The organism is Chitinophaga agrisoli, from assembly GCF_008386695.1.
Classification (GTDB): domain Bacteria; phylum Bacteroidota; class Bacteroidia; order Chitinophagales; family Chitinophagaceae; genus Chitinophaga; species Chitinophaga agrisoli.
Window position 1 is genome coordinate 1,053,429 of the sequence record NZ_VUOC01000002.1, and the last position, 26,078, is coordinate 1,079,506.

20 protein-coding genes and 1 riboswitch are annotated in these 26,078 nt (G+C 50.3%); of the genes, 7 read left to right on the forward strand and 13 right to left on the reverse strand.

Going from position 1 to position 26,078, the window contains the following annotated elements:
- Nucleotides 1-6: 6 nt before the first annotated feature.
- Complete coding sequence (locus tag F0L74_RS11595) at nt 7-1,182, reverse strand: trans-sulfuration enzyme family protein (RefSeq protein ID WP_149838027.1); 1,176 nt, start codon at nt 1,180-1,182, stop codon at nt 7-9.
- A gap of 245 nt (nt 1,183-1,427) precedes the next feature.
- Nucleotides 1,428-1,543, reverse strand: a riboswitch (SAM riboswitch).
- Between the two features lie 266 nt (nt 1,544-1,809).
- Entirely contained in the window at nt 1,810-2,736 is a 927-nt protein-coding gene (locus tag F0L74_RS11600) for an NAD-dependent epimerase/dehydratase family protein (protein ID WP_213086943.1), read from the reverse strand.
- Between the two features lie 111 nt (nt 2,737-2,847).
- On the opposite strand from F0L74_RS11600, the gene F0L74_RS11605 reads away from it, so the two are divergent.
- The 5 genes from F0L74_RS11605 (at nt 2,848) to F0L74_RS11625 (ending at nt 10,936) form a co-directional block, all read left to right on the forward strand.
- A complete protein-coding gene (locus F0L74_RS11605) occupies nt 2,848-3,462 on the forward strand; it encodes a TetR/AcrR family transcriptional regulator (protein WP_149838028.1) in 615 nt (204 codons plus the stop codon).
- Nucleotides 3,463-3,538: 76 nt separating this feature from the next.
- Complete coding sequence (locus F0L74_RS11610) at nt 3,539-5,050, forward strand: TolC family protein (protein ID WP_149838029.1); 1,512 nt, start codon at nt 3,539-3,541, stop codon at nt 5,048-5,050.
- Nucleotides 5,051-5,175: 125 nt separating this feature from the next.
- On the forward strand, nt 5,176-6,243 hold the full coding sequence (locus F0L74_RS11615; RefSeq protein WP_149838030.1) for an efflux RND transporter periplasmic adaptor subunit: 1,068 nt from the start codon (nt 5,176-5,178) through the stop codon (nt 6,241-6,243).
- Nucleotides 6,244-6,431: 188 nt separating this feature from the next.
- The gene (locus F0L74_RS11620) at nt 6,432-9,476 is read left to right on the forward strand and encodes an efflux RND transporter permease subunit (protein WP_149838031.1); all 3,045 of its coding nucleotides are present in this window, start codon (nt 6,432-6,434) and stop codon (nt 9,474-9,476) included.
- A gap of 197 nt (nt 9,477-9,673) precedes the next feature.
- Nucleotides 9,674-10,936 carry a YdcF family protein gene (locus F0L74_RS11625; RefSeq protein ID WP_149838032.1) on the forward strand — a complete coding sequence of 421 codons (1,263 nt, stop codon included), beginning with the start codon at nt 9,674-9,676 and terminating at the stop codon, nt 10,934-10,936.
- Nucleotides 10,937-11,031: 95 nt separating this feature from the next.
- Here the strand turns inward: F0L74_RS11625 and F0L74_RS11630 are convergent, their stop codons facing one another.
- Entirely contained in the window at nt 11,032-12,534 is a 1,503-nt protein-coding gene (locus F0L74_RS11630; RefSeq protein WP_149838033.1) for an ADP-ribosylglycohydrolase family protein, read from the reverse strand.
- A gap of 160 nt (nt 12,535-12,694) precedes the next feature.
- Here F0L74_RS11630 and F0L74_RS11635 point away from each other — a divergent pair, with 160 nt between their 5' ends.
- The gene (locus F0L74_RS11635) at nt 12,695-13,294 is read left to right on the forward strand and encodes a porin family protein (protein ID WP_149838034.1); all 600 of its coding nucleotides are present in this window, start codon (nt 12,695-12,697) and stop codon (nt 13,292-13,294) included.
- A gap of 88 nt (nt 13,295-13,382) precedes the next feature.
- Here F0L74_RS11635 and F0L74_RS11640 read toward each other — a convergent pair whose 3' ends face one another.
- The 3 genes from F0L74_RS11640 to F0L74_RS11650 are packed head-to-tail and all read right to left on the reverse strand — an operon-like array spanning nt 13,383 to nt 17,061.
- Nucleotides 13,383-14,789, reverse strand: coding sequence for a putative oxidoreductase C-terminal domain-containing protein (locus F0L74_RS11640; RefSeq protein ID WP_149838035.1), 1,407 nt, complete (start codon nt 14,787-14,789; stop codon nt 13,383-13,385).
- A 16-nt stretch (nt 14,790-14,805) separates the two neighbouring features.
- Nucleotides 14,806-16,209, reverse strand: a complete 1,404-nt coding sequence (locus F0L74_RS11645; RefSeq protein ID WP_149838036.1) for a Gfo/Idh/MocA family protein — start codon at nt 16,207-16,209, stop codon at nt 14,806-14,808.
- A 39-nt stretch (nt 16,210-16,248) separates the two neighbouring features.
- Nucleotides 16,249-17,061: a ThuA domain-containing protein gene (locus tag F0L74_RS11650; protein ID WP_149838037.1), complete on the reverse strand. Its 813-nt coding sequence runs from the start codon at nt 17,059-17,061 to the stop codon at nt 16,249-16,251.
- Nucleotides 17,062-17,655: 594 nt separating this feature from the next.
- Between F0L74_RS11650 and F0L74_RS11655 the strand changes: the two genes are divergently transcribed.
- Nucleotides 17,656-18,291: a hypothetical protein gene (locus tag F0L74_RS11655; RefSeq protein ID WP_149838038.1), complete on the forward strand. Its 636-nt coding sequence runs from the start codon at nt 17,656-17,658 to the stop codon at nt 18,289-18,291.
- Here the strand turns inward: F0L74_RS11655 and F0L74_RS11660 are convergent.
- The 7 genes from F0L74_RS11660 to F0L74_RS11690 form a co-directional block, all read right to left on the reverse strand.
- On the reverse strand, nt 18,233-18,976 hold the full coding sequence (locus F0L74_RS11660) for a metallophosphoesterase family protein (protein WP_149838039.1): 744 nt from the start codon (nt 18,974-18,976) through the stop codon (nt 18,233-18,235). The two genes, F0L74_RS11655 and F0L74_RS11660, sit on opposite strands and share 59 nt — an antisense overlap.
- Nucleotides 18,977-18,982: 6 nt before the next feature.
- A complete protein-coding gene (locus F0L74_RS11665; RefSeq protein ID WP_149838040.1) occupies nt 18,983-19,726 on the reverse strand; it encodes a nucleotidyltransferase in 744 nt (247 codons plus the stop codon).
- Nucleotides 19,727-20,008: 282 nt separating this feature from the next.
- Nucleotides 20,009-21,457, reverse strand: coding sequence for an alpha/beta fold hydrolase (locus F0L74_RS11670; RefSeq protein ID WP_149838041.1), 1,449 nt, complete (start codon nt 21,455-21,457; stop codon nt 20,009-20,011).
- A gap of 63 nt (nt 21,458-21,520) precedes the next feature.
- Nucleotides 21,521-22,330, reverse strand: coding sequence for a helix-turn-helix domain-containing protein (locus tag F0L74_RS11675; protein ID WP_149838042.1), 810 nt, complete (start codon nt 22,328-22,330; stop codon nt 21,521-21,523).
- Between the two features lie 50 nt (nt 22,331-22,380).
- Entirely contained in the window at nt 22,381-24,846 is a 2,466-nt protein-coding gene (locus F0L74_RS11680; RefSeq protein ID WP_149838043.1) for an outer membrane beta-barrel protein, read from the reverse strand.
- A gap of 326 nt (nt 24,847-25,172) precedes the next feature.
- Complete coding sequence (locus F0L74_RS11685; protein ID WP_149838044.1) at nt 25,173-25,502, reverse strand: hypothetical protein; 330 nt, start codon at nt 25,500-25,502, stop codon at nt 25,173-25,175.
- A 79-nt stretch (nt 25,503-25,581) separates the two neighbouring features.
- Nucleotides 25,582-26,067: a hypothetical protein gene (locus F0L74_RS11690; protein WP_149838045.1), complete on the reverse strand. Its 486-nt coding sequence runs from the start codon at nt 26,065-26,067 to the stop codon at nt 25,582-25,584.
- Nucleotides 26,068-26,078: the final 11 nt, after the last annotated feature.

Sequence of the window (26,078 nt, forward strand, 5' to 3'; positions counted from 1 at the left end):
AAGATATCAGTATGTTGGTACCGACGAAGTTAGTTTTTTCCCTGCTCTTTTAAAAGCCTGTTCCAGATCGGCCACCAGGTCATCTGCTTCTTCGAGGCCTACGGACAAACGGATAAGGCTATCCGCTACGCCGGCCGCCCGGCGTTTCTCGTCTGGAATGGATTTATGGGTCATTGCCGCGGGATGGCAGAGCAGGCTTTTTATGCCGCCCAGGCTCTCTGCCAGTTTAAAATACCGGGTGCTGGTCACAAAGGCTTGTGCCGCCTCTTCCGTATCATCCCGCAGGGTAAAAGACACAATGCCGCCAAAACCTTTCTGCTGGCGTTTGGCCAGCGCATGACCGGGGTGAGACGCCAGCCCCGGATAAAATACTTTTCCTACCGCGGGGTGCTGCTCCAGGTAAGTAGCCACCGCCAGGGCATTGGCGCTGTGCTGTTTTACGCGCAGGTGCAGGGTCTCAATCCCCCGGATAAGCAAAAAGCTATCAAACGGGGATAACACGGCGCCGCAGGCATTCTGGTAAAATTTGATCTCTGCGCCCAGCTGCGGGGTGCGGGTGATGACCAGCCCCGCTATCAGATCGCTATGGCCGCCCAGGTATTTGGTAGCGCTATGCACTACAATATCCGCCCCTTGTAATAAAGGCTGCTGCAATACCGGCGAAGCAAAGGTATTATCCACGCAAAGCCAGCAGTTATGCGCTTTGGCGATATCTGCGATGGCGCTTATATCTGAGATCTTCAACGTAGGATTGGTAGGCGTTTCCAGCCATATGAGGCGGGTAGCCGGCGTAATAGCATTGGCTACGGCCCTGAGGTTGGAGGTATCGACATAATGCACTTTGACGCCGAATTTTGCGTACACTTTATCGAATAAGCGGAATGCGCCGCCATAGATATCATCCACCGCAACGATCTCATCGCCGGCCTGCAGCAGTTTCAATACTGCGTCGATAGCGGCCAGGCCACTGGAGAAAGCGGCGGCGGTATGGCCGCCTTCCAGCTGCGCTACGATAGTCTCTAATGTTTGCCGTGTAGGATTGTTGGTGCGGGCGTAATCAAAGCCTTTATTCACCCCGGGCGCTTCCTGCACAAAGGTGGAGGTTTGATAGATAGGCACGGCAATAGCGCCGGTTAATTCGTCAACGGGAATGGAATGGATCAGTTCTGTAATGGTGCTCATCTTGTTTGTTTTTTAATTGATGAAATAAGTTGTTTAGACAAGTTCTTTTCAGTGAAGGAACGTTTGCCCGCAGACGTTATCAACGGCATGTGCACCTGCCGTATGTACTGCGATATAAAGGCCTTCGTATCAGCCACTAAGAACCACTTTTCAAGAGAGCGCAGGAGGGGTATAAAACAAAAAAGCTCACCTGATAGTCAGGTGAGCTTTTCTTTATTGTGTAGTAACTTAAAGTAAAAACTGCTGACTTATCTTCCCGTCCTCTATGGAACGGATGGATGTAGCACCTTGCTCACCGTGGTACGGTGGCGGGTTGCTAAGGCTTCGCAGGGCCATTTCCCTCTGCCTTTCTTGATAAGTGATCGTAAAGAACTGGTGCAAAGATACGGGCGTGATCCAAAAAACCAAAAAAATTTATGAAAGGTGTTTTTTGACCAGGTGATCATTAACACCGGATTCGTATTCCTGTTAACATCTGATTAGTGCCTTTTTATCATTAAGCATCGTAATCTTGTTATCAACAAATTGTAGTGTAAATTCTAGGCAAAGTTGTTCAACCGCCCATTCCTGGGCGGTTTTTATTTTACAGGAAATTGAATGCGGCTATACGAGGCTACACTGCTGTTATCATTTTGCCGCCGCTATTGTTTCGCTTATCCCCTGCTCGTAGCTGGTAGGTTGAAAATTGAAATGCCTGTTAAACTTCGTTGAGTCAAACACGTAAGGGTTGGTGTTCTGGTATAACATTTCCTGCAGCTCGCCCACAACGCCATCAAACAGGCCTCCCAGGCGCAGCATAAAGCTGTTCATTTTTGTATAAGCGGGTTTAGCCCCTGTTTTTTGCGCGATCAGGGCAGCGTATTCTTTGCCGGTAAGGGCGGGATTATAAGTAGGCATGTGCCATGTTTGGTTATCTGCAGCGGGATCCTGGCCCAGGAGATACATGGCCTTGCCTGAATCCGGCGTATAGGAGTAGCTATGCGGCAGTTCATCGCTACCCAGCCACATACCTTTTTTACCTTTTACAAATTTGCTGATGAGGAGCACATTCAGCATACCGGTGGTATCTGCGCCGGGACCGTAGAAGTCTGCCGCGCGGGCAATGCTGGCGCGGAGGTTACCGGCTTTTACTTCGTCCATCAGTTCCGTGGCGATACGCGCCCGGATCTCTCCTTTTTTTGTGATAGGGTTATAAGGTGTGTCTTCTGTCATGGGGCCGTTCACCAGCCCGTACATATATACATTGTCGTAGAAGATCAGTCTGGCGTTGGCCGCTTTACAGGCGTCGATGGTGTTACGCATGATCTTTGGCCAGGAGGCGGCCCATACCTTCCTGTCATAGGACAATCCTGCGCAGAGGTATACCACCGCGGAGCCTGCCACCGCGGCTTTTGTTTGTTCGTAATTCGTCAGGTCTGCAGCGGCAATATCTGTGCGCCCGCCTATGGCTTTTGGCTGACGGCTGACGAGCTTCACTTCTTTTCCGTTTTGCAGCAATGTATTAGTTAGCTCTTTGGCGATGACCCCGCCGGCTCCGAGAATGGTGTGTATCATAGTATATGATCTATATGGTTAGGAAGACGGGACAAAGTATGGAATATTGCAAAAAGATTTATTTGGAATACTGAACACTGTTCAGTAAGTTTGCGATGTAAATAAATTGACATGGGCATTGCAGACAGAAAGGAACGGGAAAAAACGGAGATGAAGCGGCTGATCATGGACGCTGCTATGCGTATGTTCCTGGAAGAAGGGTATGAAAAGACGTCCATCCGCAATATTGCGGAGAAGATAGAGTACAGTCCGGCCACTATTTACCTGTACTATAAGGATAAGGATGAGCTGTTGTATGATGTGCAGCGTCAGGCTTTTGAGAAGCTTTACCAGGTGTTTGAAAAGAAGGCGGTGAATAAACATCCGTTTAAGCGGCTGGAGGAATTGGGTAAGGCTTATATACAATTTGGGCTGGAGCAGCCGGATCTTTATGATCTGATGTTTATTATCCGCTCTCCGATGAACAAGATCGAGCAGGAGGATACCTGGGAGAATGGGGATGCATCTCTGCAGTTTTTGCTGAGTATTGTTGAGGAGTGTATGGCGCAGCAGCTGATCCGGTTTCAGGACAAACATGTAGCGGCGCTGTCTTTGTGGTCTGTTTGTCACGGGTTGGTATCGTTGCATGTGCGGTGCAGGCTGAAGGTGATGTCGCTGGATGATAACAGCGCCAGTCATGCCATCTACCATGCGTTGGATCAATATCTGCAAATGATAAAAGTTTAATAGGAGATTGCGCTTCACGAAAATTAACGGGGATTTATCTCCCTTTTTTTTACGCCAATACTAAACACTGTTCATTATGTCAACAAAGGTTAATAAGTTACTTGCGGTTATATTAATAATGCCATTCATTGGCATTGGCGCTGCGGAGGGCCAGCAGGTGGCGGCGGCGCGTGCACGGGCTACGGTTGGGGCTTTGGGAGCGAATGCGGTGGCAGGGGGCCGGTGGATGATAGCTGATAGCGCGGAGGCGGCGCGTGCGATGGCAGTAGCGGCTGAAACTGCGGAAGCTCGTCCAGCGGTATTGGACCAATACATCCAGGAGGCCTTTGCCCATAACCAATCCCTACAGCAGCGGAATTTTGCCCTGGAGAAATCCATGTATGCGCTGCAGGAAGCCCGGGGGATGTTCCTGCCGCAGGTAAGCCTGCTGGCCAATTACACAAAAGCCAGCGGCGGCCGTACGATTGACGTGCCGGTGGGCGACCTGATAAACCCGGTGTACCAGACATTGAATGAACTAACTACGGGACCTAAGCTACCGATGCTCAGCAACCAATCCATACAGCTGAACCCTGATAATTTTTACGATGCTAAAGTGCGCACCTCCCTCCCATTGATCAATACGGAGATCTGGTATGCGCAGCAAATCCGCCGGGAAGATATCTCGCGGCAACAGGCAGCGGTAAATGTGTATAAACGCCAGCTGGTGAAGGATATCAAGACTGCTTATTATCAATACTTCCAGGCAGCACGTTCGGTAACCATTTATGATAACGCGCTGCAGCTGGTGCGGGAAAACATCCGCGTAAATGAAAGCATGCTGCGCAACGGCGTGCGTAACAGCACGGCGCTTACCCGCTCGCAGGCAGAACGGGAGAAAACACTGGCGGCCATTACCGCGGCGCAGAACAATCAACAGAACGCCAGGGCTTATTTTAACTTTTTGCTGAACCGGCAGCTGGCAGATAGTATTGTGGCGGATAGCGCAGCATTGGCGATAACGACCGGCGTTATACCTGATCTTAACGGCGGCATCAATGGCCGGGAAGAGCTTGTACAGCTGGACAAGGCACGGAACATTGCATTACTACAGCAAAAGCAGCAGCAATCCACCTTTATTCCCAAGCTTAGCACTTTCCTGGATCTTGGCTCACAGGCTTATAACTGGCAGTTCAATAATACATCGCGGTACTACCTGTTAGGTGTGGACCTGCAGTGGAACATCTTTACCGGCGGACAACGCCGCGCCCGCGCCCAGCAGGCCGCTACAGACGCCTCCACGGCTAAAGCCGCCTATGATGAAACAGCGCAATCATTGCAGCTGGAAATGAATACCGCTTCCAATAATTATCAAACTGCACGGAGCAATTATAACAGCGCGCAAACACAGCTGCAGCTGGCGGAGAAATATTACCGGGATCAATTGAAAGTATATAAGGAAGGACAGCTATTGTACCTCGAATTACTGGACGCGCAGCAACAGCTGACCAATGCGCGGTTGGAATCGTTGCAGGCCTATGCGCAGGTGCAGATAGCGCAGGCAGAGATAGAAAGAGCAGGCGCGAGTTTTCCGTTGGGAAGAGAATGAGTTGATGTGCAGATGAAGGGATGTGCAGATGTGCTAATGTGCAGATGAAAGGATGCGCGAATGGCAGACGAATTATATGATGGATCAAATACAAATACAAACCACTACATAAAATGCTTAAGTATATGAAACCGATCTTTTCCTTACTATTGCTGATAGGCGGCGCAGCGGGCTTACAGTCCTGCGGCAGCGAATCCGCCGCTTCACAGATCCCAGCCACAAGCGCCATACCGGTGCAGCTGCAGGCGCTGAATGCTACCACTGCATCTGCCGCTATCCCGGTATCCGGACAGTTCACTACGGACGATGAAGTGTTGCTCTCCTTTAAAACAGGCGGTATCATTCAACGCATACTGGTAAAGGAAGGCGACGCCATCCGCCAGGGCCAGACCGTAGCCACCCTTAATCCCACAGAGATAGACGCACAGGTGCAACAGGCGCAGCTGGCTTATGAAAAAGCGCAGCGCGATCATCAACGCACCAATAATCTTTACAGAGACAGCGTAGCCACGCTGGAGCAGCTGCAGAATGCAAAGACGGCCCTTGATATAGCGCAACAGCAATTACGCACGGCGGAATTTAACCGCAGTCATTCTGTGATCACGGCGCCGCGTAACGGATATGTATTACGGAAGCTGGCCAATGAGGGACAGCAGGTAACCGCCGGCGCTCCTGTGTTGCAGACCAATGGCGCACAATCCGGCAACTGGCTGCTGCGTGTGGCGGTCAGCAATAAAGAATGGGCGGCCATCCAACTGCAGGACAGCGCTACGATCGAAGTAGAATCTGTTCCTGGCAAAACCTTCCATGGCATCGTAACCCGCCGGGGCGAAGGCATAGACCCTGCCACCAGCGCATTTTCAATAGATATAAAACTTAGCGGCGACAAACCTGCGGCCATTGCCTATGGTATGTTTGGCAAAGCGGTGATCAACGGTCATAATACCATAGACGCCAGCAAAGGCGGTCCCTGGGCCATCCCCTATGAAGCCTTACTGGATGGAGACGGCAACAGCGGTTTTGTATTCATCACCAATGATGGACAAACTGCGAAGAAGGTGCCGGTAACTGTTGCCGGTATGGAGAAAGATAAGGTGATCATCAGCAGCGGACTGGCAGACGCCAGCAATCTTATCATCTCCGGAAATGCTTATTTAACGGATGGCAGCACCATCCGGGTGATGAAAAACTAGCTGTTAGCTATTAGCGGTTTGCTGTTATTATCCGGGGATAAATTGAATGATGTAATTCTTATGATTGTTAAGCCTGACACAGTGGATGATTGGCCGGATAATAACAGTGTACTGCTAATAGCTGATAGTCAACATTCAATAACTACTATTAACCGGCAACCACCGGTGGCTTAGAAAAGCTAATTATTATGAAAATATCTGACTATGCTGTAAAGAACTACCAGTTTACGCTGGTGATCTTTATCATGATCGTTGCACTGGGCATTAGCACCATTATGAACATACCGCGTTCAGAAGACCCGGAAATGCACTCGCCTAATTTTACCGTTATCGTCGTATACCCCGGTACCAGCCCAAAGGATATGGAAGAGCTGATCGTAGACCCGCTCGAAAAGGAGATCTATGGGCTGGAGAACATCCGCAAGATCCGCACCAGCATCAGCGACGGGCTGGCCGTGCTGCGTGTGGAATACAAATACCGCGTGAACATCGACGAGAAATACCAGGAGATCGTAAGAACAGTGAACAATAAACGCCGCGATCTGCCGCAGGATAATATCAGCATCGATATCCAGAAGGTACAGCCTTCTGATGTGAATGTGCTGCAGCTGGCCATGATCTCCGAGAACGCCTCCCGCGACAAGCTGAAGTACTATGCAGAGAAACTGCAGGACGAGCTGGAAAAGCTGCCCGCGCTGAAGAACGTGGAGATCTTTGGCTTACCGGAGCAGCAAGTACGCGTGGAGCTGGACCTGGAGAAACTGGCCCAGCTGAACCTGCCAGTCAGCAATGTGATCAACAGCCTGCAGAATGAAACGCTGAACATTCCCGGCGGCAGCGTAGACGCCGGCAACCGGATCTTTAACATCAAGACCAGCGGTAATTTCCATAAGCTGGAAGACATCAGGAATACGCTTATCAATGCTAAAAACGGGCGTAATCTTTTCCTCAAAGACATCGCCAACGTATACTATGGTTATGAGGACGCCACTTATCAGACCCGCCTGAATGGCTACCGCTGCGTGTTTGTAGCCGCCGCACAGAAAGAGGGTGAGAATATCAGTCAGACACAAAAGGTGTACAAGCCCGTTATTGAAAAATTCAAAAAGACCTTACCGGCTAATATTGACCTGGTGCAGCAATTTGACCAGGCAGATAATGTAAACCGGCGGCTGGGGCATCTGGGCGAGGATTTCCTGATCGCCATCCTGCTGGTAGCCGTTACGCTGTTACCGCTGGGCGGCCGCCCGGCGTTGATCGTGATGATCTCCATTCCGTTATCATTAGCTATTGGCGTGATCCTGTTACAGGCGTTGGGGTATAACCTGAACCAGCTAAGCATTGTAGGCCTGGTAGTGGCCCTGGGCCTGCTGGTAGATGACAGCATTGTCGTGGTGGAGAACATTGAGCGCTGGATACTACAGGGACATACTCCCCTGGAAGCCACTTTAAAAGCCACCAAACAGATAGGCACAGCGGTGGTGCTTTGTACCGTAACGCTGATCATTGCCTTTATGCCGCTGGTGTTCCTGCCGGAAGGCAGTGGCGATTTTATACGCGGGCTGCCGCTGGCGGTGATATTGAGTGTGCTGGCCTCCATGTTCGTATCGCTCACCATTATCCCCTTCCTGTCCAGCAAACTGCTGCGCAACCATGCGGGGCATCCGGACGGCAACCTGTTTATGCGCGGCCTGAAAAGGCTGATACATGGCAGTTATGCCCGCTTCCTGGATAAAGCGTTGCAGCATCCTGTAATAACTATTGTTACCACCGTGGTGGTATTTGGCGCATCGCTTTTCCTGTTTGGCGTGATAGGCTTTAGCCTGTTCCCCGCATCAGAGAAACCGCAGTTCATGATCAATATCACCACGCCGCCGCAAAGTAATCTTGCTTATACTAACCGTATTACGCGGGATATAGAACGGGTGCTGAAACAGGAGCCTGCGGTGAAATATTTCTCCAGCAATGTAGGCAAAGGCAATCCCCGGATCTATTACAATGTGGTACCGGAGAATGAGCATCCTGAGTTTGCGGAGATCTTTGTACAGCTGAAAGAAAACATCAATCCTACCGACAAGCTGGCGCTGATAGAGCAGCTACGGAAGCTATGGACGCCTTATCCCGGCGCAAAGGTAGAGGTAAAGAATTTTGAGCAGGGCCCGCCCGTGGCCGCGCCGGTGGAGGTACGCCTGTTTGGCGATAACCTGGATACGCTGCGTATGCTGGCGGCCAAAGCGGAGGTCATGTTACAGCGTACGCCCGGCACCATCTATGTAGATAACCCGGTAAGCCTGTTAAAAAGCGATATACGGGTAGCCGTACAGCGGGAGAAGGCGCAACTGCTCGGCATCCCTTCCATTAATATTGACCGTACCGTACGCCTGGCGGTAGCAGGCCTGAATGTGGGCCGTTATACAGACGATAATGATAATGATTACAATATTGTGCTGACACGTGGCCGTAGCGGCCGGCCTACGCTGGACGCCTTCAGCAACCTGTATGTAAACAATAACGATGGTAAGCCCTTCCCGATAGGCCAGGTAGCTGATTTGCAGATGGAGACCTCGCCGGTGAACATTAACCACCAGGAGAAAAGAAGGGTGGTATCTGTAAAAGCCTTTATACAGAAAGGTTTCCTGGCGGACCGGGTGATCAATGACGTGATCGGCAAGATGAATAAGCAGGTGCTACCAGCCGGGTACAGCTACGAGATGGGCGGCGAGGTAGAGTCGCGCCAGAACTCCTTTGGCGGCTTCCTGAGCGTGATCATTGTCACCATCTTCCTGTTCATAGCGGTGCTGATACTGGCGTTCAAGACCTTCAAAAGTACCCTGATCGTATTATCTGTGATACCACTGGGTGTAGTAGGCGCGGCCATTGCCCTGTGGCTGAGCGGGAACTCACTTTCCTTTGTGGCCATTATCGGTATGATAGCGTTGGCGGGTATTGAGGTAAAGAACACCATATTGCTGGTGGACTTCACCAACCAGCTGCGTATGGAGGGCAGATCGCTGGAGGCTGCTATCCGCGAGGCCGGGGAAGTACGTTTCCTGCCAATTGTGCTGACTTCTTTAACGGCCATTGGCGGATTGATACCAATCGCCATTTCCAATAATCCATTGATAGCGCCGCTGGCCATTGTGCTGATAGGCGGATTGATCAGCTCTACGCTATTATCCAGGGTGGTGACGCCGGTGGTGTATAAATTGATGCCGCCGAAAGTAGCGCATTAACTTACGGGTATATAAATAGGAATGTGCAGACAGGTGAGGCTATAGTCTTACCGTCTGCACATCCTTTTTTATGTAAATGTTAAATCTTCTGTGCAAGCCCGGCTGTGGCGGCCGTATTTTTAAGGGATCGTTCCGTCCGCCTTAGCAATGGTAATCGGATTTTACTATTTTGCAGCCAGTAATCAGTTGATAGTCATATGATGCGACGTACCTTTTTCCTGCTGCTCTGCAGCCTGGCATGTACCCTGCCTATGCTGCTGCGGGCACAGGGCCAGCCAACTTTTGATCCGGCCTACCAGTTTGTGCAAAGCGGCAACCTGGTGCAGGATAAGAATTTTTACCTGCTTACCCTGTTTGAACAAGAGCCGGTGCTGCACAAGGCCCTCAGTAACAACAAGGCCTTGCAGCAATATTCCCGTGAACACCAGCAGCGGGTAAAGCAACTGACAGATAGCTGTACCAGTGCCGCCTGTTATGCCAACGCCCTGCTGTACGATACAGAGCAGATCAAAACCATTTCCCAGGCACTGCAAACGCTGTATACCCAGCAATCTGCTTTCCGGGAAACCTTACAACAGCACCTGCGGCCCAGCGGCGTTTTTATGCGCTATGCATCTATGCCGGAAGAGGAGATGCTCATCATGCGCTGGCGGGAAGAGGCCCTGGGTCTTAACTATATCCTGACTGCCTATACGAAGAATATAGGCCTGCGCTATCCCCGTATTGACTCCGCCGCCTATGATGTGCGCAGCGCGGCTTATACAGCGGCAGTACAGCACTTGTGGAGCGGGTATAAACAGCAGGATGCCGCTGGCCTGTTCTTTAGCCCGGCCCTGCGTTTTGCCATGGACCTGCTGCAGCTGAACGGGAAAGACCATGCCGCCCGGCATGAGCCAATGTCTGCGACCAACCAGGCGCCGATATCGCGTGTAAGCAGTATCCAGTGGAATGAGTTTCCCTACTCCGTAATATTAGTACTGGGCGCCGGCCCGGACGATGATCAACCCATCAGCTTTATGAACAAGCAACGCTGCCGTACCGGCGCGGAGCTGTTCAAACAGCATAAAGCGCCTTTCCTGATCGTATCTGGCGGGTATGTACATCCTTTTGGCACCAAATACAGCGAAGCCATAGAGATGAAGAAGTTCCTGGCAGACAGCTGCGATATACCGGCCAATGCTATTATCGTAGAACCGCATGCAAGGCATACCACTACCAATATGCGCAATGCCAACCGTATCCTGTTACGCAATGGCTTCCCTGCGGATAAAAAGGTGCTGGTGACCAGCAGTAAGGCGCACCTGATCTATGCGTCCAGCGTGTTCTTTGAAAAGGTATGTATAAAAGATATGGGATACCTGCCCTACCGCAAGATGCGGACACTGAATGATGAGAGCATAGAGTACCTGCCTTCTGAGGAGAGTTTGCATGAGGATCCGCTGGATCCGCTGGACCCGTGATCTAATGTGCTGATGTGCTAATGTGCTGATATGCTAATGTGGAACAATCGCTGCATTTCATTAGCACATTAGCATATCAGCACATTAGCACATTATTATTTGTAGATAATATAATCTGAAGTGCGCAACGCATAACTGGCTGAAGGGCCTAGCAGGCGGATGCGCACTTCGTGTTTTTTATTTTCGAGGTTATAGGCCCAGCACAGCTCATTGCGCCGGGTTTGATAGCTGGTAGGCAGGGCCACGGTGGGCTGTTGGCGGTTATCGATATAGACTTCCATAGAAAGCGTGGTATCTGCCACTGCTTGTTTCTTAAAAACATCTCCGCGCAGCACAAAACCGCTGCCTTCAAATTCAAAGGAGGTATCCTGTATATCTACATTATACCAGGCCGTTCTGGCCACTGGCTCCATCTTTTCAAAACATTGTTCCAGCTTTACTGCGCGGGGCGTTTGTACGGCAATGCTCACATTCTGCGCTCCTACCTTACCGCCCTGGCGCGTTATCATCTGCAACGCATGGTTGTAACTGATCTCATACACCTTATTCAGGGACATGGTGGTATATTTAAAATCGAGCCCTTCTGCTTCTTTTAATCCCATCTTCCATTTTTCCGGGATCCGTTTATACCCCAGCATGGCGCCCAGGATACCGCCGGCGGAAGACGGATTACAATCCGCATCCTGGCCGGCGCGGGTAGCAATTTCCAGGGTACGGGTAAAATCGCCCTTCCCATAGAGCAGCCCCAATACGATATAGGCCGCATTGATCTTGGCATCAATATCAAAAGCCGCATATACACCTTCCGGACAGCCCTTTTCCGCGCTCCATTTCTTTTGCAGCTCAAACCAGGTCTGCCGCCAGTCGTTAGGGTATACCTGGTACCAGCGCATCACATCGGCTATACATTGATAGAAGGTACTACGGGCGGGAATGGTCTTGAGCGCTTCTGTTATCACATAGGGTATATCGTCCGATATAAATGCCAGGGTGTACATGGCGCCTACAAATACGCCGCCATACCATCCATCGCCATAATTCATGATATGGCCCACCTTATCGCTGATGGCGGATGCCAGGTTGGGCATACCGGGGCTCATTAAGCCGGCAAAATCGGATTCTATCTGGTAATCAATATCATCTGCGTGGGGGTTGTTGGTCCAATGACCGGAAGCCGGGGCTTTTATGCCCTGCAGGATATTATAACGGGCAGACTGGTTGGCATGCCACAGCATATAACCCGCATGGGCAAACGCCTGTGCAAAGGAGTCTACCGGGGCGTCCAGGCCGGCGCGCTCAAATACATCTACAAAGGTGAGATCCATGTAGATATCGTCATAGAGGCCGGGGTTTTCCAGCATGGTCTTCTTCAGGTATCCATCGTACCACAACAGGGGCTGATAATCCTGTATAAAAGTGCCATTGAAGCGGAACTCATAGGGGCCGCCAAAGGTAACGCCAATTGTCTGACCGGCCCAGCCGCCCATGATCTTATCCTTCAGCATTGCTTTTGACAGGGTGACCTGGGGTGGTTGGGGCGCTGCACAACTCATAAACAGGTATACTACGAACAGATAAACGGCCGTGTATTTTCTCATACGTGGAATTTTCAGTGATCCTTGTGCTCACAATTTTAGGAAAAAAACGGCAGATCATCCATAAATTTCCCGGTATTATGGGGGTAAAGCGCCTGATCATCTATTAGGCGCGCCATAGTCGTTCCTGTATAGCATATTTGTACCTCCATATTTTGTATCTATGACTAACAAACTACTGACGGCCATTATGGGCCTGTTACTGCTGGCCACCGTTTCTTACGGGCAGTCATCCTTTCATTTCGGTTTAAAAGCTGATATGGACCTGACCAACATATCGGGTAAGGGTATGAAGGGTAACTTTAGCCTGGGATTTAATGGAGGCGCTTTTGCCGAATACAATTTTACGCCCAAATGGGGTTTACAGCCGGAAGTGCTGTTTACGCAGTTTAACAACAAACAGGGCGATGATTTCCTGACGTACTACGTAAACTCCGGGAAAAACGACGCGAAATCGTCTGTAAAGCTGAGTTATGTGACGGTACCGGTGCTGCTTACGTACAACGTGAACGAGATCCTGTCACTGAATGCAGGACCGCAGATGAGCTTCCTTGTGTATGATAATGAAGACCTGCTGTTGCGCGACCGGGCTGCTTTTAAGAAATTAGATTACGGGGTGGCCGCTGGTCTTACGCTACATGTTGCCCAGATACGGTTTTACGGCCGTTATGTGTATGGTATTGCCAACGTGAACGATGTGGATGACCGCTATAAATGGCATAACCAGGAGATACAGCTGGGCATGGGGGTGACGATAAAATAAATAGCTGATACCTACACCGATTGTATAATAATAAAAGCAGCGCGGCTAATGCCGTGCTGCTTTTTGTTTGTATTCAATGTAAGAACGATTATTTCTGTTGCATGGACATTTCCAATGCTTTGGTAGTGGTGTAATATTTGGCCAGCATACCCGGCACTTCCCATTCCGGCAGCTGCCCATCTTTGAGGTATTGCAGGTAACGCTCCATTACCTGGGCAAAATGCGCTTCGTGGCCTACTTTGTATTTGGCGGGTATTACGATCTTCCAGCCCGCTTTGGTCTTTTCCAGTGACAAGCCGGGGTATTTGCTTTCCAGCTGCTGTAAGGCTGCCTGCAAGGTCTGCTCAAAGGCAGGCGCCTTGTTAGCGCCTACCGGCTCTACGTATAAACTAGGCTCAAACTTTTCGTCCTTACCCTGGCGGATCACGAGGTTGCTCTTAGTACCGCGCAGGATAGAGTAATGGGTATCGCCACTACCTTCCGGACCGGCGTATTGCCACAGGGCCGTTACTTTTACATGTACTCCTTTAAGCATGTATTGGGCTTCCCCGTTGGCATGCACATTCAGCACGGTATCCTTAGCGTATTTACCCAGGTAGGCAGGAAAACTATCCAGGCCGGTGATCACGCTAAACTGGGACAGCGTAACGGGCGTGGTCCAGTGGCGGGCGGACTGCAGCTGGATGTCTTTCTGATAATCCAGCACTACGTTAGGGAAACATTCCCATTGCACCAGGTCAACCAGGTGGGTGCCTACATCTACAATAGCATCACCCTGCTGTTCCGGGTCAAAGAACCAGGCCGGCCGTGTAAGGGCCTTACCGGATACATATTTATAGAAGTTATGCACGCTTTCCATCACTACGCCCGGCTCCTTTGCGGTGCCTGGCTGCAGGGTACCAAAAACATCGTTGATGCGTGATAATTCCGCCTGCAGGGTATTGGTGATCTCTGAGCGTTCCGTCATGATATCATACAACAGCACTTTCTTTTGCTGTGCATCCTGGAAGGTTTGCTGCAGCTTATCAAAACCCGCAGCGCTGATGGCCATGGGCTTATCCGCCAGTACGTTCATACCAGCAGCAACCGCTTGCTGTATGTATTCCGTTTTACGCAGGTTATTACCGGCCATTACGACCACGTTGCCTTTCTTCTCCGCCACCATTTTTTCCAGGAAGTCCGGGCCCTTGTAGATATCTTCCTGCCAGTGCGTGGGCGCGTCTGCGCGGGTATTGTACTGGTTAATGAAGTTGAGCTGTCCCTGCAGCTCCGGGCCATCCGGCGCATACACGTGCACCACGGAGTCGATACCAGGGTACATAGATTTCTGTACCAGGGCCGCATGGAAATGGCCGGGATCCAGGGTTACCAGGCGGATAGCCGGCTGGCCGGCAGCGGTGGAATCCTGGTTTTGTTCTTTTGTCGTGTTGCCGGTGTTACAGGCGTAGTTCATCATTCCTAGAAGCAATAGTGATGGAATCAGTCTGTTATTCATGATTTTCGTTTAGTTATCAGTCCAATACATAGGGCCAGCGCTGCGGGCGGGTAAGCAGGGCGTTGGCCGCATCGTCATTCTTAAAACGTTCCTTTACCGGATCCCAGTACAGTTTGCGTTGCAGCTTCATGGCGGCATGATTGAGCAGGCAAACGGTACAGCCGCGGTGGCCTACTTCAATAGGCGTGATGGGCGTTTGGCGCGATTGTATACAATCCAGCCAGTTGCCGTGATGGTCTTTGCTTTCATACAAATGTACACCGTCTGCCGGTATTACGGCATTGAGTATACGGGGATCGCTCGCGTCGAGGGCTTTGGTATTCTCCCCTTTGGCTACCGGGTCGCTGGCGGTGGCCGCATAGTTGCCCCGGGTCACGAAGATCCATCCATCTGCCCCTACGAATTTTACCCCGTTTGGGTATTCATTGCTGGCCAGCACTTTTACGCCGTTGGCAAAAACAGTCTCCGATTTAAAAGGGCCATGTACATCCCAGAGGTTGCCTGCCGGCGGGAATGTTGCCGTAGCGGAGATCTCCACAGGGCCGGTGTATTCTGTATCCAGCCCCCAGTTCACAATATCAAAATGATGTGCGCCCCAACCGGTGATCATGCCAGCGCCAAACTGCTCACAACGCAGCCAGCCGGGCCTGGAAAAATCTGCCTGCGGGTGTACGCGTTTTTCGGTATAAGGCACAAAAGGCGTTTCGCCCAGCCATTTCTCATAGCCGAGATTAGCGGGCAGGGGCATATCTTTCTCTACGGTGCTTTCTTTTGGATCGTCAATAGGCAGGCCTACATATACGGTATGCACTTTACCTATCACGCCATTACGTACCAGCTCACATGCCCTTTTGAACTGGGGCATAGAGCGTTGCTGGCTGCCTATCTGCAGGATACGGCCGCTATGGTGCACGGCATCGCTAAGGGCGCGGCCCTCTGCAATGGTGAGGGAAGCGGGTTTCTGCATATATACATCCTTTCCTGCACGTACCGCGTGTATGGCGGGTATTACATGCCAGTGATCCGGTGTGCTGATCAATACGGCGTCAATATCTTTATTATTGAGCAGTTCCTGGTAGTCTTCGTATGTTTTTACCCCGTCGTAAGGTTTGCCGGTCTTTTTGCTGTAGTAGTCATTTACCAGGCGCTTAGCGGAGGCTACGCGGTTACTATCCAAGTCGCAGACGGCGATGATACGTGCCTGGTCATATTTCCAGACGCCGGGCATATCGTGGCCACGGGAGATACGGCCATTGCCAATAGCGCCGATGTTAATACGATTGCTGGGCGCATTTTTACCCAATACGTGTGCGGGCACAATGGTGGGGAAGCCGGCTAATGCCAGGGCGCCGGCGCCCTTGAGGGTGTCTTTGAGGAAGTTTCTTCTCGTGGAACGAGGCGGGTTATTTTGTTCTTTCATGGGTTGCTATTTATGTACAGTTGATGGTTAGCTATTAGTTTAATACGGCAGCGGATCATCCGGATGTTGTGCTTTTGCACGGGAATAATCCAGCGGCCCGCGCCGGCTTAGTACCCATTGCAGGCCTCCGAGGAGATGTTGCTGAAAAACAGGATCGGCATATACTTTAGCATCATGCCCAAGGGCGGTATACCATTGGCGGCCGCCATCATACTCATGGCACCATACGGAAGGAAAAACATGTCCATAGATCTCCGGTTTCTCTTTATCGTTGACGCCGTTGAGCTCATGCACTACCAACACATGCAGATCCGGGTTTAGTTCCTTTATGAAATAACATTCATCTTCCCATTGCCAGACCTTAGGTAAAGCGGCGGTGGATGGATGCTGAGGATCGATGACCAGCTCCTTCAGGGGCTGAAAAGGTGGATGCCGCTCGAAGGTGCCGCCGATCATCCGCTTAAACCATTCCCATTTACGCTCTGTGCCCACTGCGGAGTGGATGCCTACAAAACCGCCGCCTGCCTCTACAAAATGCATGAGGGCCAGTTTTTGCGCGTCCGTATCAAATACATCGTTATTGGTGTTGGCAAATATGAGGGCGTTGTATTTGCGGAGATTAGCGTCTGTAAAATCTGCGGGGGTATCCGATACATCTACCTTAAAGCCGTATTTGGTCCCTAATGCGCGGATACCGGCTATGGCAGCGGGTATATTCTGGTGCACATATCCTTTTCCGTTGCGGGTATATACCAGCACGCGGATGTTTTTCCAATTAACGGGCGGATCATTCTGTGGCGTAGCGGCGATGCAAAGAAGGCATAGCAGTATGCAACGGGTCCAGTTCTTCATACGTGGTTTTGATTACTAGCGCGGAGAAAATACAACAAATAATCCTGATTTAATAACGGGTGAGGGAAATGGGGATAGCCTGTTTATACAATAAGACAGCAGCAATCCTACAGTGGACCAGCAACACCAGGGGGTGTAGAGCGCTTTTAACATATATACTGAACGCTTCTGATTAGGGATGGCCTGCTGTCTGGTACGCTATTAACACTAGTACCGAACGCTTTTAACCCATGGCGAACCCTAGCATGGAACGCTTTTAACCCGGGTACTGAACGCCTTTGAGCCTGGGGTTTCCCTGGTTTGGAACGCTTTTAACAGCAGTACCCAACGCTTTTGAGCCTGGAGGAGTGTTGGCTTAACGCGATATAAACTGCGGTCCGTAGTTAGTGATATGTTAGTATAACTGCCGGACATACCCTATCCTACATACGACTATCCCCAACTACCCAGCTGTTAGTTTGCCAGAAATGTACGATTTAGTCGAAAAGTGTTAAAAATGTACATTTTTGATTAAAAATGCTCAAAACGTTCACCTTATTTGGCCGGTATAAACTCCCCCTTTACATTTGTCAGACATCAAAAAAATGAAAGATCATGGGTAAACAACGCGGCCCTATTTTTTACGAGGGCACCATTGACGGCCGTACTTACTACAAAAGGGACGGCAAGTATTATGTGAGAAAAAAAAGCAGTCTGAGCGCCCGGCGGGTTAAACGAACCCCGGCATTCCGGCGCACTATGGAGTATGCCGGGTGGATGGCGGCGGCATCTATCATAGGATCCGCGGTTTACTGGAAGCTACCGGAAAAGGAAAGAAAGCGGAAGCGTTACCAGGCGCTTACCGGAGAGGCCATGCGTTTATTACGGGATGGCGTAGATGAAGCTACGGTGCAGGCCCGCCTGGAAGCGGCGCATGTGCGGAAAGAGGTAGCCTGCAATGTACATATTGCACCGGTGGCCTGTGACGCACATTCAACACCTGTGGCTACCGCAGAACTGCCAGCATCAATAGGCGGGCAGCAAAGATCTGAAGAAAAGCCGGTATTAAGCGCTGGTCAACGACTGGCCAGCAACCAGCGAAAAAGCGGAACTATCGTCGTTATTCCTCCGCCTGCGGGTATCAGCCGCCGGCCGCGCGTATTGCGTTACAAAGGAAAATCTGCACATGTTGTTACACTTCAAAGAGGAAAAAAGGCGTCTGGTAACCCTCCCGTTGCAGTACCGGCTTAGACACGTTAAAGACTTTTACGCCACCCGGGGCTTCTCCTGAGAAGGCGCCCATATGGGCATGGCCATGGAAAACGGCGGTAACGCCGCGCCGGCTTAAAGGCTCTGCCAGGCGGGATGATCCCAGGAAAGGGAAGATCTCTTCCGGCTCGCCTATGACGGTATCCTTAATGGGGGAATAGTGCATGATGGCGATCTTTTTGAGCGCATGATGTTCCTGGTCCAGGCGGGCCAGGGCACGGTCCAGGTGGAGGGTTTCATCTACCACCTCCTGTACAAAGGCCTTCATAGCGCCTTCGCCAAACATGGACAACATGTGTTTGTCAAAACCGCCGCCAAAGCCTTTGATGCCTGCAAAGCCTACATTAGCCACTACTACGGACTCCCCGTCGAGCATACGCACCTGGTGGTGCTGCAGCATAACCTGACGGATAAGCTTATGGCGGCCTTTCTCATGATCGTGGTTGCCCAGCACAGCGAGTATAGGAATGGTACAGGCCTTTAGCTCCTCTACCAGTACCTGGGCCTCTGTTTCATCGCCGGTGTCTGTAAGGTCGCCGCAGAGCAGGAATACATCCGCTTTTTTGGAGACTTCCTCAAAAAGCGGCGCCCATTTGCCTTTATCGCCTTCCTGGGTATGAATATCCCCAAGCGCGGCAATGCGTGTTTTTCCGTTTGCCTGTTCCATATCTTATTAAATGGTTTTAATAGTATATGATTTATAGTTCCATTCCTTTACGTCTGTCTGGTACTGGGTTTGATCCAGCAGCGGGCCACGGCACACCTTTTCTACGGGTGCGGGCAGCTCGTATTGCTCCCCTACCCTTTCCATGAGCTCATCCAGCAGCCATTTGGGAATGATATCGCGGTAGTCTGCCGGGTAAATGAACTGGAAGATCAACAACTGCGCCAGCAGGAGATGCCAGTGATGATCCAGGCGCGTTTGCAGGCGTTTCCAATCGAGCTTGTGGCCATAGCGGAGGATGATATGATTGATATCCGCCCCATCGAAGCGTTCGCGGTTCTGTACGTAGATCTTGCAGCGGATCAGCTCTTCCGGCGATAATAGCTTAACATCTACACCTACAAATTCTGCCTGGTGGGCCTCTTCATACCACATTTCATCTACATGAAAGATGTTATTGACGGAGGCGAAGATGATATCTATGTAATACTCGCCCTTGAAGACCTTGGCCAGCCAGCGCACGTCTGTTAATTCTGTGCGGTAACCTTTGGCGGCAAAGAATTTAAGGATGCGCGGGTATTCTGCCGGCTCGCAGAATACGTCCAGGTCCTTTGTATCGCGGTAGATGCCTGTGTAGTGAAACATGGCAAAAGCGCCGCCTAATAAATACCGGACGCCGCTTTCATTGAGCAGCAGCAACGCTTCTTTGTAGAAGGCATGTGCCTCCCCGTTTTGTTTGTCTTGTGGGATCATATATGGGGAACACTCCAAAAGTCATTCCAGCGGGGAAGCGGGCGCGGCTTTGAGCGTATATATGGGAGGATCTTTTTCGGGATAAAAAGCGCTGTAGTTACAATAAATCATCGTGTTTACTCCACTTCCGGCAATTGCGGTTAATAACGGAGATACACGCCACGATGAAAGCCACGAGTGCAACAATTACAAGAAAGAAGAAAATAAGTGTCAACTTTATCATAGGTCCGGTTTATTCCGGGGCAAAGGTCTGTATTTTCTTTGAATTTTTATAGTGCCGGGCTAATAGGCGATCACGCCTTCCTGTTGCGGGATCACCGGTTGAAAGGGATTGTCCAGGAAGGCGCGTACCATCGTATCCATCTCCCGGCCGCCCAATACCATATGGGACCCATTAGTAAACAACAGGCGCTGGCTGTTGGGCATGTAATGATGGATCCTGTCAATATAAAGAGGGCGGCAAGCGGGGTCCATCTCACCATCTGCCAGCAGGGCCGGTTTATTGGAATAAAAGGGCTGTTTAGTCTTTGGATTGATGGGCGGTACTTTCCAGCAATCGCAGATCTGGCGGTGCACATCGTTGATGTGATACCCTTCCATATACGGGTATACATTGTATACCTGACGCAGGATGGATTCGTCATGATAGGCTGTCTGATCGGCACAGTAAACAGAGATGCGCATACCGGAGGCAAAACCGCCGTTGTTGAAAATACCATCCAGCACATCTTTCATGTATACGGCGTGATGGCCTTTGATCATCTCTGTAATGATATAGGGCACTTCTTTGATCCTGGAATAATCAGACATGGTATTTACCAGTACATTCAGCAGCTCGTTGCGGGTATATGCCACCTGTAAGGTATCGGTCGTACCCTTTTCCAGGTAAGGGATGTAGAAGGTTTTGTTACCAATAGCTGTAAAGTAATCCCGGAAACGCTGCCGGAGGTTGCCGTACAGTGTTTTATCCACAGAATCTTTTTCGCAGCGGCGGAACATGATCGTCAGCGCTTCGTTGAAGTTGGCTGGTTCATCTTCATCAATAGGAACAAAAGCAGGCAGGGGCGAGTCCAGGACCAGCGATCGTACCCGGGCGGGATCATGCTGTAGTACGGCCAGCATAAGGCCACCGCTATAAGAGCCGCCCAGCAGGTTTACGGAGTCGATATTCAGGGTGATGAGCAGGTCATCGATATCAGCTACTGTTTCATCTGTATTATAACCAGAAAGGTCGATCCCCTTTGCTTCGAGGGCCTTTTTAGAACGTTGCACTCCCACCAGGATCATGCTGTCTTTATCCAGGTTTTTGCGATAGGATTCCTGTATGGCCTGCACGATATCATCTGTCCACAGCCTGGGCTGCGCAAAATAGGTACCGCGCTGTTCAAAGGCGATACAGTCCCGGTCTTTAATGATCGCATGCCGGGCCGCGCCACGCGCCCATCTAAGGGAGCTGCCGCCGGGGCCACCAGCGGTATATAAAATGGGGTCTTTCCGTTTATGGGGATTAGGGCTCAACGCAACAATAAAAGGCAGTTTGATGGTCTTTCCGTTGCGCTTCTTCCTGTTTTCCGGCACTATGAGGTAGCCGCAGCGTGTTTTGATGGTACTATCTACCTCAACAGGGCATTTACAGGGCTCTATTACTGGCTTATAATGCTTTTGTTGTGCACGGATATTTGTTAAACATGTGAACATGCTTAACAGGATCATTAACCAGCCTTTTTTCATGTGAATCATTTGAGGCAAAGCTATCGAGGTTGCTGCAATAAAACCAGGTAAAAAACGGACAATCTACGGCTTAGGCGCCGGTAGCCGCCGGCCGGTAAATTGTTGCATCTCCTTATAAAAATGGCTCATATCATAGTAGCCGAAATCTGTAGGCGAGAATGTTTTCCTGCCGGCTATGTAGGCGGTTAATGCCGTCCGTGCCCGCACAATGGAGAAGTAATGTTTAGGGCCGATGCCTACTACCTGGTGAAAATAACGGTTGATGGTCCTGGAGCTGGTGAACAGGCGGGCGGATAGCTCATTTACGTTATACTGCAGCCCGCCGGCCCCGTAACAGGCCATGGTATCCTTTACAAAGCGAATGTAATGATCCCGTTGTTTTTTGCGATGAAACTGCGCCAGGAAGTAATCCTGCAGATGGTACATCCGGTCTTCAAAACCATGCAGTTGTCTTAGCTGTTGTAAAAGCCGCACCGGCAGTACCTGCTGCAAGGGAATCAGCTGGTCTTTCATTTTTGATTGATCAATGCCGAATATCGCCTCTAATCCACCGGGAAAAAACTTGATACTGAAAATATGGTCTGCGGGCTGATTAAAGCGCTCCACTGTACTATCGCGGATAATGAGCACATCCTCTCCGGGTTGGATAAGATATTGCTGATCACCCATCGTGAGGTGATAGGGAGCGCCCAGGTTGAACCAGAAAGTGGGCGTCCAGCTGGGGAACATCTTTACGGTAAAATGGTCGCGTCCTATATGGGCCAGGGTAGCTTCGGTGGAGGATTCTGAAAAGAACTCAATATAGTCCGCCAGCTCCTCGCAGGGAGGGCTGAAGTGGTATATTTTGCGGATGTTATCGAAGATCTCGATCATGAATATGCCAATCAGCCTGTAATATATAAAAGATAACGGTTCCCTGCCTGTTATTGCGTTTGTACCCGTCCTTTTTCGTCTTCTGCGCCGGTATCCCGGTTGCGTTTGCCTTTGAGCTTGTCATTACCAAACGTGCGGGTATAAGTCAGTTTTACGGTCCTTCCAAAAAACCGCAGGTAGGTCCTGGTACGCAGGTTGAGCTCCGGGAGATTGGTTTCCGGTCTGAACACTAATGTTTTCAACAGGTTGGCGCCATTTAATACAAATGAGCCTTTATTACGCGGCAGGGTCTTTTTAATCCCAATATCCAGTGTTCCAAACGGCTTGGTGACGGAGATGCCGTTTAAGTTCCGGGACTGATAAAAAGCAGACGCTTCCACAGAAAAGCCTTTGGGCAATTTGAATTTCTGTACTGTGTTGATGTTTAGATTACCATGTTGCAGACGTACGCTTTCTCCCTGGTAGATACCATTCGTCTGGCGGCCCAGGGCGGTCAGGTTCCATTGCATGCTCCACCATTTGTTCACATCTACCGGGGCAGACACTACCAATGCGATCACTCTTGCATTGACCAGGTTCTCCGGGTACAACACCAGGAAATTGGTAACCGAATCTATATGCGGCTGGAAGTTGGTGATGGCGTCATCATCCTGCGTAAAGGACAGGGAGAATAAGAATTTTTTGAAGGTGTAATCGACCTTCACCATATTCGAGATGGCGGGTTGTAAAGAAGGGTTACCTGTTATTAAGGTATTAGGGCTTCCGTAATAGGTGAATGGGGCCAGGGCATTGAATGGCGGACGGGTGATCCTGCGGGTGTAAGATACATTCACTGTATTATCCTCATTTATTTTGCGTGATATGAAGAGCGTAGGAAAAAGATTCCCGTATTTGCGGTCTACAATATCCTTTACCTCCACGGTGCCCAGGTTAGAGGTAGTGTATTCATAGCGGAGGCCTGCTTTAATGGTCGTTTTCTTGTCCACCGTAATATTAAAGGAGGCATAGGCAGCGCCATACTTCTCATCGAGACTGTAGAGCGCAGATGCTGTTGGATCTTTTGTCCAGGTGTTTTGCTGTAATCTTTCAAACGAGATATCATTTGTAAAAGTGGACTTGGTACCTTTAAGGCCGGCTTCCAGTTGCACGTTCTTCCCCAACGTTGTTGCATAATCAGCTGCGGCTACCCATAGGGTAATAGGCGTTAATTTTCCGCTCCTGGTATCTTCCTCAAACAGGAAATTGCCTGCGCCGTCGTAATAGGAGTTGAAGTACTCTACCGGTTGATTGTTGGAATAACGGATATAATCCAGGTTAAGGGTCAACTTTTCATCCTTTGTGAAGTTATGTTGCAGGTTGATATTGCCGCTATAATTCTTCCACCTGTTCTTTTCATTATTGCGGATGCTGATCAATGTATCCAGCTGATCGTCTGTGGTGATAGTATTCGTGTTAAGGGCATTCATCGCGTATTTGTTGTAGTAGCCGGTCAGCAAGCCGCCCAGAACAGTGCGGCTGCTCAACTGGTAATCCAACCCTACCCTGCCATTGCCATTGGTGACGGTGGCGTGCCTGTCTGTATTGGCAAATATTTTGGTGATCTCATCCCCGTTGCTGATCTCGCGGTAGGAATAGATGTAAGGGGTGGTCCTGACCTCTGAAAAAGACAGATCGCCAAATACATTGATCTTACCGCTGCGATGATTCAAGACCACGGTAGCCGCATCTACCACTCCCTGTCCGTACCCCAGCGTGGCTGAATAAGAGCCATTGGTACCATAGTTCTCACTGTTCTTTAATATGATATTGATGTAACCGGCATTACCCTCCGCATCGAAATTTGCGGGCGGCGTGGTGATAAGCTCTATCTTCTCAATATTACCCGCGTTCATACCTGCCAGCATTTGAACGGCGGCGGCAACGGGCATGTAACTGATCTTGCCGTTCATCATCAGCACTACCCCATCTTTTCCGTTCATGGAAACGGCATTATTCTGACGGTCTACCGTCACACCCGGCGAACGTTCCAATACATCCAATGCAGTATTGCCGGCAGCGGTGATGCTATTTTCCACGTTAATGACCAGGCGGTCTATCTTCTGCTCAAATACCGGCTTGCGGGAGGTGACGGTGACGGCGCCCAGTTGCACCGCGGTCTCCGCCAGGATCAGTTTTTCCAGGCGTACCTGCTGCCCGCCATTGATCGTAAAAGAAGGGGTATAGACCTGTTTAAAGCCCGTAAAAGTGGACATGACAAGATAACGGCCTTCTGCAATATTCTCGAACTGGTATTCGCCGGAGGCAGGCAATACCAGGCCTTTTACCAGGGAAGAGTCTGTGGACCGCAATAGCAGCACATTGGCATTGGCTATGCCATGATCATTTTTATCTACGACCTTGCCATGCACCCTTGATTGTGCCTGGCAGATGGTTTTGCCCAGCATAAAAAAAGAGATGGTAAATACCAGCATGTATCCCAGTGCACGTTTTTGCTTATGGCATGCGGAAACCTGCATTGTTATTATTTAACGGATTGTTTTTGGGGAACCTGATAGAAATGGCGTATCCGGCCGCTCTTTTTAGCATGTCCGTTCTTACTGCAGTACCTGTAGGTCTAAATCATTGTGTAATTCTCCTGGGGTTTGACTATAGCTGTAGTTTTTCTGCTGCCCGTCACATGAACCTACTCTAAGTTTGGCTAAAGGAAAGAAAACCTTAACAAAGGTATCTTAATAAAAATCAATCTGCCAAATTTAAAATTCGCTGACGGCGGCCTATACCGGGGGCAGAGCCCCTGAGCGCCTGCATCAAATCCGGGTTTTACTGGTGATGGTATGTTGTGTTAAGCGTGCATTTCAGCAGGCTCTTCTTCGTGCATGGCTTTATCAAACAGCGCCAAGCCTTCCCGCAGATCATCCGCATTCATGACGGGGCACATCTCCACTTTGGCGTTCAACTCCAGGAAGAAAGGCTCCGAAATAGAAGGGATCATGGCGGGGTCCTTAAGATCAAACACCATTAAACAGGCCCTGCAACCGTCGATGGGGAGGAAATAGCTCGCTTCCGGCTGGAGCCGGTCCATGGTAGCTTTCATGATGCGGGCAAGTGACCCGTTCTTAATGGCATTGTTCCCTGCCATTACATCCATGGTAACTCTTAAGAGTGTGCGCATGTTTTGAGGTTTTAGTTGGAACAAAGTTGAAGCTTTTTCCCGGCGCGAAATGTTATTGAAATGTTGTTGCAGAACGGTATCAGCGGATGATGGTCATGGGCGCCAGCTCAATATCTTCCAGCAGTTCTCCATGGCTTAAGAGGTGATTAATGGCATGCAGCTCTGCACTGCGTGCGCAGACCCTTTTTATGACGTTCTCCCGCGGGGCGGCCTGGAAATAACTTTGGGTAACCGCCCAGATAAGCTGATAGTTTTTTGTTTCACTGTATTTCCGTTCGATCTGTGTTCCGTGGATGGTCTCTATATAGTCATCGCGCCAGTTATAATCCGGCATCCAGCGCCGTACAAAGGCAATGGGGAGGAAGAGGAGGATCTCCGGCGCATCGGTTTCGCTGATGCCGTTGTCGCGGAATAACCGGAGGATCTCTTCATCAGTGGAGAGATGTTCACTTTCTCCCAGGAGGACGATGGCTTTCAGCACTTCACGGGCGAAGCTGGCGGAAGTAGCAGCTTCCGGTTGCGGTGGTGCGGCTGGTTTGGAGAAGAGTGATCTGAAGAATTTCATATGTGCAATGG

Coding starts and splice junctions, on each gene's coding strand:
- F0L74_RS11595 (WP_149838027.1), bottom strand. CDS start 1,182: ATGAGCACCATTACAGAACTGATCCATTCCATTCCCGTTGACGAATTA.
- F0L74_RS11600 (WP_213086943.1), bottom strand. CDS start 2,736: ATGATACACACCATTCTCGGAGCCGGCGGGGTCATCGCCAAAGAGCTA.
- F0L74_RS11605 (WP_149838028.1), top strand. CDS start 2,848: ATGGGCATTGCAGACAGAAAGGAACGGGAAAAAACGGAGATGAAGCGG.
- F0L74_RS11610 (WP_149838029.1), top strand. CDS start 3,539: ATGTCAACAAAGGTTAATAAGTTACTTGCGGTTATATTAATAATGCCA.
- F0L74_RS11615 (WP_149838030.1), top strand. CDS start 5,176: ATGAAACCGATCTTTTCCTTACTATTGCTGATAGGCGGCGCAGCGGGC.
- F0L74_RS11620 (WP_149838031.1), top strand. CDS start 6,432: ATGAAAATATCTGACTATGCTGTAAAGAACTACCAGTTTACGCTGGTG.
- F0L74_RS11625 (WP_149838032.1), top strand. CDS start 9,674: ATGATGCGACGTACCTTTTTCCTGCTGCTCTGCAGCCTGGCATGTACC.
- F0L74_RS11630 (WP_149838033.1), bottom strand. CDS start 12,534: ATGAGAAAATACACGGCCGTTTATCTGTTCGTAGTATACCTGTTTATG.
- F0L74_RS11635 (WP_149838034.1), top strand. CDS start 12,695: ATGACTAACAAACTACTGACGGCCATTATGGGCCTGTTACTGCTGGCC.
- F0L74_RS11640 (WP_149838035.1), bottom strand. CDS start 14,789: ATGAATAACAGACTGATTCCATCACTATTGCTTCTAGGAATGATGAAC.
- F0L74_RS11645 (WP_149838036.1), bottom strand. CDS start 16,209: ATGAAAGAACAAAATAACCCGCCTCGTTCCACGAGAAGAAACTTCCTC.
- F0L74_RS11650 (WP_149838037.1), bottom strand. CDS start 17,061: ATGAAGAACTGGACCCGTTGCATACTGCTATGCCTTCTTTGCATCGCC.
- F0L74_RS11655 (WP_149838038.1), top strand. CDS start 17,656: ATGGGTAAACAACGCGGCCCTATTTTTTACGAGGGCACCATTGACGGC.
- F0L74_RS11660 (WP_149838039.1), bottom strand. CDS start 18,976: ATGGAACAGGCAAACGGAAAAACACGCATTGCCGCGCTTGGGGATATT.
- F0L74_RS11665 (WP_149838040.1), bottom strand. CDS start 19,726: ATGATCCCACAAGACAAACAAAACGGGGAGGCACATGCCTTCTACAAA.
- F0L74_RS11670 (WP_149838041.1), bottom strand. CDS start 21,457: ATGAAAAAAGGCTGGTTAATGATCCTGTTAAGCATGTTCACATGTTTA.
- F0L74_RS11675 (WP_149838042.1), bottom strand. CDS start 22,330: ATGATCGAGATCTTCGATAACATCCGCAAAATATACCACTTCAGCCCT.
- F0L74_RS11680 (WP_149838043.1), bottom strand. CDS start 24,846: ATGCAGGTTTCCGCATGCCATAAGCAAAAACGTGCACTGGGATACATG.
- F0L74_RS11685 (WP_149838044.1), bottom strand. CDS start 25,502: ATGCGCACACTCTTAAGAGTTACCATGGATGTAATGGCAGGGAACAAT.
- F0L74_RS11690 (WP_149838045.1), bottom strand. CDS start 26,067: ATGAAATTCTTCAGATCACTCTTCTCCAAACCAGCCGCACCACCGCAA.